This is a genomic window from Prevotella sp. P5-64 (genome assembly GCF_002251285.1).
GTDB lineage: Bacteria > Bacteroidota > Bacteroidia > Bacteroidales > Bacteroidaceae > Prevotella.
In genome coordinates this window covers 55,559-69,310 of sequence record NZ_NPJK01000010.1, presented here as the reverse complement: position 1 = coordinate 69,310, position 13,752 = coordinate 55,559, and the positions used below count along the sequence as shown (strand labels likewise).

Genomic DNA, 13,752 nt, shown 5'->3' with positions numbered 1-13,752 from the left:
GATGAAAGAAAAAGCAATATATATCCTGCTGTTGCTGGTGGCCATGACCTTAGGCGCCAAGGCACAGAACACCATCTCTGTGGCCCACCTCACGGGCGGACAGGGCAAGGATGTGATGATACCCATAAGCATGGACAACAACGAGGACGTAGTGGCGCTGCAGTTCGACCTGCAGCTGCCCTTCGCCAAGACCTCGGGCAAGCAGCCCACGCTGACCAACCGCAACACCAACGGCCACACCGTATCGGTGAGGGGCATGGGCAGCAACCGCTACAGGGTGGTAATCGTGAATATGAGCAACAAGCCCATCGCCGGAAGCGGCGGCGTGCTGCTCAACTTCCCCATGACGGTGCCCACGGGGCTCGATCCCGAGAGCGTCCACGCCATCACGCTGAGCGATGTGGTGATAACCAACCGCAACGGCGACAATATCCAGACTGGCTCTACCAACGGTAGTTATACCATCCAGCGCGCGCCGAGCCCCGACCTCGAAGTGAGCGATGTGGCCATCAGGCAGACCACGCTCACGCCGGGCGAGAGGATCAGCGTCAGCTGGAAGGTGAGCAACGTGGGCAATGCCGACACGCGCAGCGGATGGACCGAGAAGGTTTACCTCGTCAACACCGAGACCGAGGAGGCTGTATACATTGGCAATGTGTACTTCAACAACACCATGCTGCAGGGCGGACACACCGCGCGCAGCGCCGAGTTTGTGCTCTCACAGACGGTGGGTGTCGACGGTGAAGTGGCTGCCAAGGTGGTGGTCGAGCCCAACAGCAACACGGGCGAGTATGCCACCGACAGGCTCAACAACACCGCCATCGGAGGCAAGGCAACGGTCGAAAAAATGCTCTTCCTGACCGCCCCAGCCACCCGGTTGAAGGAAGGCCAGAGCATGCGTCTCCAGCTGAAGCGCAGTGGTAACCGCGCTACCGACGAGACCTACAGCGTGGCCACCTCGCAGCCCGACCACGTGAGCGTGACTACCCAGGTGACGATAAGAGCCGGACAGTCTACGGCCACCTTCGATGTGACGGTACCCGACAATGACTACGTCAACTCCTACAAGGCTGCCAGCGTGACGGTGACCAAGGCCCACGGCTATCCCGCCGACGTGGCTGTCAGCTTCGACATCGAGGACAACGAGTTGCTTCCCCTCAGTCTGCAGCTCGACAAGAGCGAGTACAACGAGGGCGAGTCCATCAAGCTCAGAGTGAGCGTGCCCTATCGTATCGAGGGCGAGGAACTGACCGTGAGCCTGAGCATAGAGAAGCCACGCCGCTTCCGACTGCCACAGACCTCCCCCTCCCCCGCCGGTGCCACCGAGGCGGTGATAGACATTCCCATCGTCCAGGACAATCTGCCTGCCAACGACGAGACCATCAAGATTATCGTCTCTGCCGACCACCATCTCACGGCCAGCACGCTCTTCATCCTCCACGACGACGACGTGCCAGCCATCAGCATGACGCTGCAGCCCACCACGGTAAGCGAGGCGGCGGGATACAATGCCGTCTACGCCACCATAACCCGCAACAGCGCGGTGAACAGCAAGATTACGCTGAAACTGAGCGACGACAGCAACAACGAACTCTACTACACCCAGACCATCACCATGAACGAGGGCGTGGAAGAGGTGACCTTCCCCATCGGCGTCAAGGACAACCAGAAGGTCGACGGCACACGCACGGTCAAGTTTACCGCTGCCGTCTACATCACCGACTGTGGCTGCTCGGCCATAGGCAACAAGCAGACCACCGTGACAGAGACCATCACCATCACCGACAATGACGGTCCCACGCTGAACATCACCTCAGACAAGACCACCATTCTCGAGGGCGACGCCACCGGCGCACAGCTCACCATAAGCCGCAACGACGACACCTCCCAGCCGCTCACCGTGGCGCTCTCTGCCAAGGGCAACGACCTCGACTTTGCCCAGACCGTCACCATACCCGCCGGCAAGGAGAGCGTCACCACCCCGTTTGTGGCGCTGAGCAACTCGACCACCGAGGGCAACCGCACCATCTCGGTCATGGCGAGCAGCGAGGGCTATAGCCCCGGCACCGTGTGGCTGCTCATCTCCGACCAGACGCTGCCCGACGCCGAGATGCAGAAGCCCGAAGTGGCAGCCGGTGTCGAGGCTGGCTCGCAGGTCAAGGTGATGCTCCACATCAAGAACGTGGGCGCCATAGCCATGCCTCAGTCCACACCCATCACCGTGACTCTGGCCGACGCCACCACGACCCTACAGACCGACAAGCCCATCGCCCCGGGACAGACCTATGACACGTGGGCAGAGGTCAAGGCACCCGCTGTGCCCGGAACCTACCGCGTGACAGCCCACATCAACCCCGACGGCAAGGTGACCGAGCTGCAGACGATGAACAACAGCAGCACGATAGACATCAAGGTGGTGGCTGCCTATACCTTCACCATCGCCGCAGCCAAGGACAAGTATCTCTTCGGCGACAAGGTGGTGCTCACCGGTAGTGTCAAGCGCACCGACGGCACAGCCGCTGCCGGCATAGAGGTAGAGCCCTATATCGTCTACGCTCGTTCGCGCACCAGACTGGCAGCCGTGAGCGACGCCGCCGGCAACTTCTCTATCGACTATACCATACCCGCGGGCATGGGCGGAGAGTTCGGCTTCGGCGTATGCACCCCTGGCGAGAACCTCGCCACCGAGAAGGGCAACTTCAAGGTCTATGGCTTCAGCCGTACCACCACCGACTATATCACCAACAAGCTCTTTGTGGGCGAGCCCTTTGTGGGCAAAATCCAGCTGAAGAACATGTCCGACCTCGACCTGCACAATGTGCGCGTGGCCTGTGCAGATGCCGGAGCCTACACCGTCAGCTTCAGCACGGTGGCTGTATTGCCGGGCAACGGCACAGCCGAGATTACCTATACCCTGCTCTCCACGGCGCTGTCCGAGACCAAGGACTGGGACAAGCTGGTCTTCGCCATCACCACCGATGAGGGCGCACGCCTCGATGTGACCACCTACAACTACACCAATGAGCACACGCCCACGCTGGTGGTCGAGACCAACAGCATCAACACCACGGTGACCAAGAACAAGACCCGACTCTACCCGCTCATCATCACCAACACCGGACTGGCGCCCACGGGCAAGATTACCGTAGACCTGCCCAAGGCTCTGTCTAAGTTCATCAGCCTCGCCACACCCGCCACCATGCCGTCGATGGCCACCGGCGACAGCGCCACGGTGATGCTGAGGTTCAATGCCGCCGACTTCGATGTCAACATCATCCAGAAGGGCAGCATAGCCATCAACTGCGAGAAGGGAGACGGCAAGCAGGTCTTCTTCAATGTCAAGGTGGTAAGCGAAGACAAGGGCAGCCTCAAGGTGCGTGTACAGGACGAAAACACCATCTACGGCAACAAGAACGGAGAGCGGCCCTATGTGAGCGGAGCCACCGTCAGACTCACCGACTACAACACCGGCGCGCTGGTGATGAGCGATGTGACTGGCGACGACGGCTACGTGCTCTTCGAGCATCTCAACGAGGGATATTATCATCTCAATGTGACCGCCGAGAAGCACGACTCCTACAGCCAGAACGTACTGGTAAGCCCCGGCGATGTGACCACCCATCTCGCCACCATCAGCTATCAGGCCATCACCGTCAACTGGGATGTCGAGGAGACCGAGGTGGAAGACGAGTACGAGGTGGTGACCAAGGTGACCTTTGAGACCTACGTGCCGGTGCCCGTGGTAGACATCACCGCGCCCGACATGCTCATCCTGAAGGACATCCAGCCCGGCACCACCACGCTCATGAACGTGGTGCTGCGCAACCGCGGACTCATAGCCGCCCAGGATGTAAACTACTATCCCCCCACCGCCCACGGGTTTACCTTCATGCCGATGGTCGAGCACACCGGACTGACCCTGGCGCCCGAACAGAGCTACGTGATACCCGTCCTGGTGATGCACACCGAAGACTTCGACAACCCGCAGTTTGCGCCCCACGTGAAGCGACTGATGCCACGACGCGCACCGTCGTCGGAGAAGAACTGCAAGGGCAAGATGGGCACCGACTACAAGTGGCCCTGCGGAGCCGGAAGCAAGTACTCGTATCTGGAGAAGCCCATCCAGTGGGCTTACGGCAACGACAGCGACTGTAAGAACATCACCAACGAAGGCGTAGAATGGACTCCACCCACGCAGATGGGACGCCCAGGTGGACCGGGCGGCCCCGGCCACAATGCCACCGTCACCATCAACCCCGGTGGCGAGGCTGTGGCAAAAGCCGTCATCACGCTCATGTGCGAGGTCTGCAACTGCGTATGCGTAGACCCCGTGGCATGGCTGCCCTGTGCCACCAGCGGCATCATGGTTGCCCAAGGTTCATGGGACGGTGTCCAGGGTGCCAAGGGCTGTGGCAACGAACTCGTGCAGTGGGCTGCAGGAATGGCTCTCGGCCCTGCCGGCAAACTGTCGTGTCTGATCAAGCCCTTCGACCCCGACAAGGCGCCGATGGCAAAGGCTTCTGCCGACGACGACTCCAAGCCCACCGTGCTGCCCGCCCTGCTCGAGTCGTCGGGCAGAAAGCAGGTGATGTACTGGCGTTACTATGAGTCGTTCTTCAACTACAATGCCGAGCTCACCGGTGCCCGCGAGGCGCTCGCCACCGAGGGCTTCTACGACGAACTCGTGAGCGCACTCGCCGACATCGACTTCGCCCTGAAGAAGATGCAGAACGACGGCGACCTCTGGGACTTCGACCTCTCCACGATACCCGCCACCACCACCGTCGACGACAAGTCGCAGGGACTGGGTGCCTACCTCACCTCGCTCATGCCCAACAAGCGCGCCAACGTGGCCGACTTCTCGCTGCGCAGTTATGTGGAGCGCATCCGCAACAAGTGGCGCAAGCTCGAAGGCATGGACTACGACAGCGACAACCATCCCGACGAAGACAAGCTCGCCCGCATAGTACGCGAGAGAGACGACATCGTGGCACAGATGGTCGACATGGGCTTTGCCACCCTCGACGACCTGATGAACAGCGCCCGCAAGGACTGGCTGCTCTACCAGGAGACTGCCTCGCAGAACACCTGCGCCGAGGTGAAGCTCGAAATCAAGCAGAAGCTGGTGCTCACCCGACAGGCATTCCGGGGCACGCTGACCATCGACAACGGCTCCAACTCTGACATGAGCCACATCATGGTCAATGTCAACGCCACCAACATGGAGACCGGAGCCATAGCCACCCGACACGAGATGGAGATACAGGTAGAGAAGATAGAAGGCTTCGGAGGCGAAAAGGACGGCGAGTGGACCCTCCCCGCAGGCAAGAAGGGTGTAGCCACATTCCTCTTCATACCCACCAAGTATGCCGCACCCGAGAATGTGACCACCTACAGCTTTGGCGGAACGCTCGCATTCAACGACGGCGCCACCGACCAGACCCGCTCGCTCTTCCCCGTGAGCCTGCAGGTGAAGCCATCGCCCGACCTCGACCTCACGTATTTCATGCAGCGCGACATCTATGGCGACAACCCGCTTACCGAGGATGTCATAGAGCCCGTGGTGCCAGCCGAGTTCTCCGTGCTCATACACAACAAGGGCAACGGCGACGCCAACAACGTACGCATGATTACCCAGCAGCCACAAATCGTGGACAACCAGAAGGGACTCATGATAGACTTTGCCATACTCAGCTCGAGCCTCAACGGAGGCGAGAAGACCATGGCGCTCTCCAGCGATGTGGCCACACCGTTTGGCACCATCAAGGCGGGCGAGGCGTCGTATGCCACATGGGAGCTCACCTCGTCGCTGCTCGGCCACTTCACCCAGTACGATGTGAGCGTGACCCATGTCACAGACTATGGCAACCCTGACCTCTCGCTCCTTGACCGCGTATCCATACACGAGCTGATACACAGCATCAATGCCAGGATAGGCGACAAGACCTACCGCGCATGGATAACCAACGACTATCCCGACGCGTTCGACGACCCAGACCATATCTACTTCGCCAACGGCACCGACGAAGACCTCGTGGCGCTGCGCGATGCCACCAGGATAGAGGCGCTCGGCGACAGCAAGTACCGCATCACCGTCGATGTGGCGCAGAGGCAGTGGTTCTACACCTCGGTGGCCAATCCGGCGGGCAAGTATGCCAAGATACTGAGCATCAAGAACGAGACCACGGGCGAGACCCTCGATGCCGACAACTTCTGGACCACCGACTACACGCTGCAGGACGGCATAGACCCGCTGCTCGACTACCGTCTGCACATAGCCGACCTGAGCAGCGGCCCAGGTACAGTGAAGTACATAGTGGAGTTTGAGCCGATGCCCGAGCTGCGCCTCGACGTGGTAAGCATCGAGACCGTGCCCGAAGACGACCAGATAGCCGAAAAGCCCATCACCGAGCTTACGGTCAAGTTCAACAAGGACATAGACACCCAGACCTTCACCCGCGACGACATCGTGCTGCGACTCGAGGGCAAGCCCCAGACCACAGCGCTGCCCATCACCCCAGCCACCGCCGACAACAAGCGCGAGTTCAAGATCAACACCGCAGCCCTCACCGACAACGGCTTCTACGCGCTGCAGGTCAAGAGCGAGAACATACGCGATGCCGAAGGCTTCATGGGGGCCGAGGGCAAGCAGGTGAGATGGATGCTCTTCAAGGACGGTCTGGTGCACTTCAATGTCAAGGTGCTGCCGCTGCCCGAGTGTGGCAACGTAGACTGCGTCATCGAGGGCGAGGAGGGCCGCAAGGTCACCACGCGTAAGGCACCGCTCAAGGCGGGCACCGCAGCCATAGCCAGCACGGCGCCCTATGGACGCACGATGACCTTCACCGCCACGCCCAACACGGGATATAAGTTTGTACACTGGAAGAGTAATGCCGACGACCAGATAGTATCGACCGACGAGGTGTTCACCACCGAGGCGCGCAGCACCAAGGACTTCGCAGCGGTATTCCAGGCCGAGTCGTACAAGGTCGATGTAAACTGCAACAGCGCAGAGGGCGACATCGACGCCTCGACCGGCTACTACGACTACAACACCAAGCTGGTGCTCGACGCCAGGGCAAAGGACAACTTCCGGTTGGTGGGCTATCGCATCAACGGTACCCTCAAGGAGATGACGCCCTACACCCTCACCGTCGAGGGTCCCACCGAGGTCGAGGTGGTCTATCGCGACATGACGCCCGTCAACGTGCTGCTCAACGAGGGTGCCGACTACACCCCCGAAGATGTCGAGGCAGCTAAGGTGAGCCTCTACCGCTCATTCCATAAGGGCACATGGAACACCATCTGTCTGCCCTGCGCGGTAGACAACCCAGAGGCAGTGTTCGGACAGGGCACCCTGGTGGCACAGATGACCGGCGTAAGCGGCACCACGCTCATGTTTGCCCCCGTCAACACGATGGAGGCCAACACGCCCTACCTCATCAAGCCCACCAAGATTAACAGCCCGGCGTATGCCCATGACGAGAATCCCACCATGCTCTACGACCTGGGCGTCACCACTACCCAGACACCCGAGCGGGGCGTGCCCGCCGACAGCAAGGACGGCTACAGCTTCATAGGCGCCTATAGCGTCTATCCCATAGCCACCGACGCCGGCAACTACTACATCAGCAGCGACAAGTTCTACTATGTCGACGCCGCCGCGAGTGTCAATACCACCCGATTCCGTGGCTATTTCCATGCCGACAACGGCTCGGCGTCGCCCATATCACTGGGTATAGGCAGCGCCACCGGCATCACCCCACCCGTGAGCATCACCGACAGCCGCAACGCCGTCTACGACCTCAACGGCGTGATGGTGAGACAGCCCGGCGAGTCGCTCAGCGGACTCAAGCCCGGTGTCTACATCACCCGCGACAAGAAGATAATAATCAAGTAGCCGCCCGCCGCTGCGCCCGCGACGACAAAAGAGCGCAAGGCAGCGGCAAGAGAGCGCAAGGATGCGGCTATAGGACGCAAGGCTGCGGCAAGAGAGCATAATACAACAACGAGAGAGAGCGTAAAGCCCGTCATGGGCATTACGCTCTCTCTTGTGGTATATCCCGCAACCATCTCCACCAATCTGCTGATGACCTCCAGCAGAATTATGATGACCTCCAGCAGAATTATGATGACCTCCAGCAACCTGCTGATGACCTCCAGCGGCTCGTGCCTATTGATACGAGCCCTCGTGACATTTGATACGTAAGCCCGTGCCTATTGATACGAGCCCTCGTGACTTACGTTACGAGCCAGCCAAGGCATCAGCCACACGACTGGAGGGCATCGCCACGGGCGCAGAGGGTATCGCCTTTAGCGCAATGGGTATCGCCCTGCGCGCAGCGGCCCTTGCGCTCGCAGTAGCGCTCACACTGGGTGCAGATATCATAACCCAGCATGGCGCCGAGCATGAAGTCCTCTTCGGGGGTGAGCAGATTGAGCGAGCGCGTCACCATCATGCGTATGGCGTTGAGACACTCCTCGCGCCCGAAGTAAAGATTGAGGCGGTCGTTGCCCACGGGCTGGATGATGTAGTGGATGTGCTGGCTCTCCAGACGGCGCCGGGCAAATTCCTCATACTTCTTGTTGAACGTGAAGAGCACCATACGGCGCACTCCCTTCTTGTATTCGTAGATATGGTTCATCAGTACCTTCATATCTACGGGTAATAGCGTGGTTTGCTGCATGATTGTGACTTTTAATGTGGAGGATGGCGAAGCGGGGATGGTCTGGTCAGAGACTGGGGGTGATGGCGGCTGCCCAGGCGTCGATGCGCGCGTCGGTCTTGTCGGACTCGTTGACCTCGTCGAGGGCAAGGCCCACAAAGTGGCCGTCGACCACGGCGTCGGAGGCATCAAAGGTGTAGCCGTCGACAGGCACCGCTCCCACCACGTGGGCTCCGGCACCGACGACAGCCTGGTAGAGTTCGCCCATACCACCCACAAAGGTGTCGGGATAAGACTCGGAGTCGCCGCAGCCGAAGAGGGCCACGGTCTTGCCCGAGAGGTCGGCACCGCGGAGGGTGCGCACGCCGTCGTACCAGTCGTCCTGCATCTCGCCGGCACCCCACGTAGACGTACCCAGGATGAGGTTGTCGTTGGAGGCTATGACGCTGTCGTCGAGGTCACCGACGCCGATGACATCGTCTACCCCCAGTCGGGCGCCTATTCTGCCGGCGAGTTCCTCGCAGGTGCCGGTGCTTGAGCCGTAGATAATCACTGTTTTCTTCATAATCTTCTTGGTTTTTGAATTGATAATAATGAGTCTGTAGTCGATGATTGTATCACCGCTACAAAGTTAGCGAGGTTCAGAGGACTGCACAATACCCAAAAATAATGATTTTGGCGGCAGAGAGATGACTATATAATAAGGTAAGAGTATGGGGGCGCTTCTGCAGACCGATGGCGCAGAAGCGGAGACGGTGGCTGGTCAGGCCTTGACAAAGCCCAAGGTGAGGATGGAGAAGGTAACATCGCCCGCCTTCTCTATCTCCTGGGCGCAGGCGCAAAGGGTGGCGCCGGTGGTGGCCACGTCGTCGACGAGGAGTATGTGGCGGTGGCTGAGGCGCTCAGGGTGAATGGTGCGGAAGACATGGGCTACGTTGTCGTTGCGGTCCCAGCGCTGCTTGTGGGTCTGGCTCGACTCAAAGTGCATGCGCCCCACGGCACCGGCATCGACGGCGATGCCCGTGACATGGCTTATGCCGCGGGCAATCTCGACGCTCTGGTTGTAGCCACGCTCGCGGATGCGGTCGCGGCTCAGGGGAACGGGCACGATGACATCGATGCCGTCGAAGAAGGACGCTGCACCATACTCGGTGGCAAGCATGGCGCCAAGGGCTTCGGCGGTGTCGGGCGAGTCATTGTATTTGAGGTCGTAGACCAACTGGCTGGCTCCGCTGCCGCCCTTGTAGAAGAACAGGGCGCCACAGCGCTCGATGGGGATGCGGCCCCAGAACATGTGGGCCATATCATTGTCGGCGGGAGAGGCGTCGTAGCCCGTGCGGGGCAGGCAGGCGTTGCAGACCGAGCAGAGCGCGTGCTCGCCGGAAGAGAGTCGCTCGCCACACATGGCGCAGTGGCGCGTGCAGAGCAGGTCGTGGAGTCGGGCGGAGAGGTCAATCATCGGGCAGAGAGGTGATGCCGTCGATGCAACGACGGATGATGTCATAGTCGAAGCCACGGCCAAGAGCAAAACGGATGAGTTTCTGACTGCGTTCGTAGTCATTGCGACCGGTAATGGTGCGCCACTTCTGGGTGAGCATAGGCCGCAGGATGTCGACATAGGTCTCGGCGGGCACCTCATCGAGGATGGGGCGATAGATGCTGGCAGATACCTGCTTGGCATACAGTGCCTGTTCTATCTTGCGTCGTCCCCAGCCGTTGTACCTTATCTTGTCTTCGACAAAACAGCGGCAGTAGCGGCTGTCGTCTACATAGCGGTTGTCGACGAGATAGTCGATGATGCGGCTGCAGGCATCGTCGGCGAGTCCCCACTGCTCCATCTTCTTCATCATGTCGCCCTGGCAGTATTCGGCTTGAGAACACAGGGCGGCGAGGCGGTTGAGCGCCTGTTCTTCGGACAGTGGTTTCATAGTCGGGCGATGATAAAACGTGGACGGTCGTACTGGTCGCGCTCTACGGAGGCGGCAAAGCCCAGTGCGTGGAGCATGGCGCTGGTCTCGGAGGCATAGAGGGCGTTGATCTCGAAAAGCAGGGTGCCGCCGGGCTTGAGCGCGCGGGTGGCATAGCGGGCTATGGCGCGATAGAAGAGCAGCGGGTCACTGTCGGGCACAAAGAGCGCCGTGGCAGGTTCGTGGTCGAGCACATGGGGGCTCATCTCGGCTCGCTCGCTCATGCAGATATAGGGCGGATTGCTCACAATGACATCCCAAAGGGCGGTGTCGGCGGGCGGCGCCAGGGCATCCTGTCGCTCAAAGCACACCTGGGCACCCAGGCGGGTGGCATTGGCGCGGGCTATGCGAAGCGCGTCGTCGGAGATGTCCCACGCCGTGACCGTGGCGTCGGGATAGTCGAGCGCGGCGGTGATGGCGATGCAGCCCGAGCCGGTGCCGATGTCGAGCAGGGTGAAGGGGCGGGCGGCGGCGCTGCCTATCATGGGGATGAGCAGAGCTGTCTCGGGGCGGGGAATAAGCACTCCCGGCGCCACGGCAAAGCGGCGTCCGCTGAAGTCGGCATGGCCCAGCACATACTGGACGGGCTCGTAGTTGGCTATCCTTGCCACAATTTCCTCCAGATTTGCTCGCTCGTCTGCGGATAATTGGTTAACTTTGCCCATATATATATCGGTGGGCGAAAGGCCGAACTCGTCTTCGACCACCATGCGCACGATGGCGCGAGCCTCGCCTTCGCCATACAGAGGCGAAAGCCTTCGGCACAACTCATTGTATGTCATACGCACAAAGTTATAAAAAAATATGGATATGAAACGGAAAGAGGGTTATAAAAAATCAGCAGGCGGCAGAATAGCCGCTATCGCGGGCCGAATGTGGGTCGCGGCAGCCGCATTGTGGCTCGCCGGCAGCGCCCGGGCACAGCAGACGGCCATCATCCCGCAACCCGTAGAGATGGAGACCGTGGGCACCACGTGGACTCTGCCCGCCACGCTCACCGTAGGCACCACCGACAAGGCTCTCGGCCACGCCGCGACATATCTGGCTGATGCCCTGACACAGCAGACGGGTCGCAAGGTAAGGACTGGCAGCAAGAAGGGTGACATAAGGCTGGGGCTCGACCGCAGTCTCGGCAGCGGAGCCTACAGGCTGAGCGTCGGCGCCAAGGGAGCCACCATCGAGGGCGGCGACTATGCCGGAGTGGTCAACGGCATAGCCACTCTGCGCCAACTGATGCCTGCTGCACCGGACACAGGAGCGACGGTGGCTGGCGTGAAGGTAAGCGACGCGCCGCAGTTTGGCTGGAGAGGCTTCATGATAGACTGCTCGCGCCACTTCTACACGGTGGGCGAGATAGAGCGGGTGCTCGACATGATGGCATACTACAAGATGAACCGCTTCCACTGGCATCTCACCGACGACCAGGGCTGGCGTATCGAAATCAAGCGTTATCCCGCGCTCACACTCAAGGGTGGCTGGCGCCGGCTCAACGGCCAGGACTCGCTCTGCCTCAAGCGCGCGGAGCAGGAGGATATGCCCAATCTGATGCTGCCCGAAGAGAAGATGCGCACCGCTGACGACGGCTCGCGCGAGTATGGCGGCTACTACACCCAGGACGACGTGAGACGCGTCGTGGCTTATGCCGCCGAGCGTGGCATCGACGTGATACCCGAGTTGGACATGCCCGGCCACAGTCTGGCTGCCATCCAGTGTGTGGGCGGCCTCTCCTGCTCGGAAGATACGCGGTGGGGACGACTCTTCTCGACACCTATGTGCCCCGGCAAGGACACCATGCTGGAGTTCTGCAAGAACGTTTGGACCGAGGTCTTTGGTCTCTTCCCCTATGAATACGTACACATCGGTGGCGACGAGGTGGATATGAAGAACTGGCGTGCCTGCGCCGACTGCCAGCGTCGCATGAAGGACAACGGACTCAGTTCGGAGCCTCAACTGCAGACCTGGTTCAACCACTATATGGAAGACTTCTTCCGCGCACATGGTCGCAAGATGATTGCCTGGGACGACGTCATCGACGGAGGTCTCTCGCCCTACACCACCGTGATGTGGTGGCGCTCGTGGCTGCCCAAGGGGCCCAAGCGGACTACCAGCCACGGCAACGACCTTATCGACGTGCCCGTCTCCTACTTCTATCTCAGTGGCCGCGATGACCCCAGCAAGATGGAAGGTATCTACCGCTTTGACCCCTACGCCACCCTCAACGCCGAAGAGAGTCAGCGCGTGCGTGGCATCCACTCCTGTCTGTGGGGAGAGCGTATAGCAAGCGCCGAACGCATGTGGTACCAGCTCTTTCCACGGTTTATGGCGGTGGCAGAGCGCGCCTGGAGCCGTCCTGAACGTATGGACTACGAAGACTTCAGCCGTCGTATGCTCAAGCATCTGCCCCGTCTGGAGGCGATGGGCATACAGTACAGGTTGCCCGATGTGACCGGACTCATCCGCACCGCCGTCTTCACCGACAGCGACACAGTGAGCGTGGCGTGCATAGACCCCTCGGTGAGCATACACTATACCACCGACGGCACCATGCCACAGGTATCGTCGGCCAAGTATACCGGTCCGATTGCGGTGAGCCAGACCACGCACTTCATCTTCAGGCCCTTTGGCGCAGACGGACGCAAGGGCGACGCCGTGAGCACCTCGCTGGTCAAGACGACTATGGCAGAGGCGGTAGGCGTGGACGGCGAACTGCTGCCTGGGCTGCGCAACGTGTGGTATGACTATGGCGGCGACAACTGTGCCGGCATCGAGAAGGCTCAGATTAAGGGCGAATATGTCACCGATGGCGTGGTCATTCCTCGCGAGGCCCGCGAGAATATCGGACTGGTCATCACGGGTTATATCGAGGTGCCCCACGACGGCATCTACTCCTTCGCGCTCTACTCGGATGACGGCAGCCAACTCATCATCGACGACAAGATGGTGGTAGACAGCGACGGCATGCACGACATTATGGAAGTGACTGGCCAACACGCCATGAAGGCTGGTCTGCACCCCCTACGCGCCACTTACTTTGACCACAACGGCGGCGACTTGAGACTCACCGTCAAGGACAAGCATGGCAAGAAGGTGGAAGTGAAATACTGGCATAAATAAGACAA

The 13,752-nt window shown here is 60.2% G+C and carries 8 protein-coding genes; 3 read left to right on the top strand and 5 right to left on the bottom strand.

Annotated elements, in window-relative coordinates:
• The first annotated feature begins 1 nt into the window (after position 1).
• Complete coding sequence (locus CIK87_RS02840; protein ID WP_158216185.1) at positions 2–7,900, top strand: CARDB domain-containing protein; 7,899 nt, start codon at positions 2–4, stop codon at positions 7,898–7,900.
• 132 nt (positions 7,901–8,032) lie between these two features.
• The gene (locus tag CIK87_RS14225; protein WP_158215041.1) at positions 8,033–8,209 is read left to right on the top strand and encodes a hypothetical protein; all 177 of its coding nucleotides are present in this window, start codon (positions 8,033–8,035) and stop codon (positions 8,207–8,209) included.
• A 55-nt stretch (positions 8,210–8,264) separates the two neighbouring features.
• Here the strand turns inward: CIK87_RS14225 and CIK87_RS02830 are convergent, their stop codons facing one another.
• The 5 genes from CIK87_RS02830 to prmC form a co-directional block, all read right to left on the bottom strand.
• On the bottom strand, positions 8,265–8,687 hold the full coding sequence (locus CIK87_RS02830; RefSeq protein ID WP_094385280.1) for a DUF2023 family protein: 423 nt from the start codon (positions 8,685–8,687) through the stop codon (positions 8,265–8,267).
• A gap of 46 nt (positions 8,688–8,733) precedes the next feature.
• Positions 8,734–9,231, bottom strand: coding sequence for a flavodoxin FldA (fldA, locus tag CIK87_RS02825; RefSeq protein ID WP_094385278.1), 498 nt, complete (start codon positions 9,229–9,231; stop codon positions 8,734–8,736).
• 198 nt (positions 9,232–9,429) lie between these two features.
• Positions 9,430–10,170: a ComF family protein gene (locus CIK87_RS02820; protein ID WP_254046498.1), complete on the bottom strand. Its 741-nt coding sequence runs from the start codon at positions 10,168–10,170 to the stop codon at positions 9,430–9,432.
• Positions 10,118–10,594, bottom strand: a complete 477-nt coding sequence (locus CIK87_RS02815) for a regulatory protein RecX (protein WP_094385274.1) — start codon at positions 10,592–10,594, stop codon at positions 10,118–10,120. The genes CIK87_RS02820 and CIK87_RS02815 overlap by 53 nt, the downstream gene beginning before the upstream one ends.
• The gene (gene prmC / locus CIK87_RS02810) at positions 10,591–11,415 is read right to left on the bottom strand and encodes a peptide chain release factor N(5)-glutamine methyltransferase (protein ID WP_094385272.1); all 825 of its coding nucleotides are present in this window, start codon (positions 11,413–11,415) and stop codon (positions 10,591–10,593) included. The genes CIK87_RS02815 and prmC overlap by 4 nt, the downstream gene beginning before the upstream one ends.
• Positions 11,416–11,443: 28 nt before the next feature.
• On the opposite strand from prmC, the gene CIK87_RS02805 reads away from it, so the two are divergent.
• On the top strand, positions 11,444–13,747 hold the full coding sequence (locus CIK87_RS02805) for a family 20 glycosylhydrolase (protein WP_158216184.1): 2,304 nt from the start codon (positions 11,444–11,446) through the stop codon (positions 13,745–13,747).
• Positions 13,748–13,752 lie beyond the last annotated feature (5 nt).

Bases quoted from the DNA above. Each gene is read 5' to 3' on its own strand.
- CIK87_RS02805 (WP_158216184.1), top strand. From the start codon at position 11,444: ATGAAACGGAAAGAGGGTTATAAAAAATCAGCAGGCGGCAGAATAGCC.
- CIK87_RS02820 (WP_254046498.1), bottom strand. From the start codon at position 10,170: ATGACATCATCCGTCGTTGCATCGACGGCATCACCTCTCTGCCCGATG.
- CIK87_RS14225 (WP_158215041.1), top strand. From the start codon at position 8,033: ATGGGCATTACGCTCTCTCTTGTGGTATATCCCGCAACCATCTCCACC.
- CIK87_RS02830 (WP_094385280.1), bottom strand. From the start codon at position 8,687: ATGCAGCAAACCACGCTATTACCCGTAGATATGAAGGTACTGATGAAC.
- prmC (WP_094385272.1), bottom strand. From the start codon at position 11,415: ATGACATACAATGAGTTGTGCCGAAGGCTTTCGCCTCTGTATGGCGAA.
- CIK87_RS02815 (WP_094385274.1), bottom strand. From the start codon at position 10,594: ATGAAACCACTGTCCGAAGAACAGGCGCTCAACCGCCTCGCCGCCCTG.
- fldA (WP_094385278.1), bottom strand. From the start codon at position 9,231: ATGAAGAAAACAGTGATTATCTACGGCTCAAGCACCGGCACCTGCGAG.
- CIK87_RS02840 (WP_158216185.1), top strand. From the start codon at position 2: ATGAAAGAAAAAGCAATATATATCCTGCTGTTGCTGGTGGCCATGACC.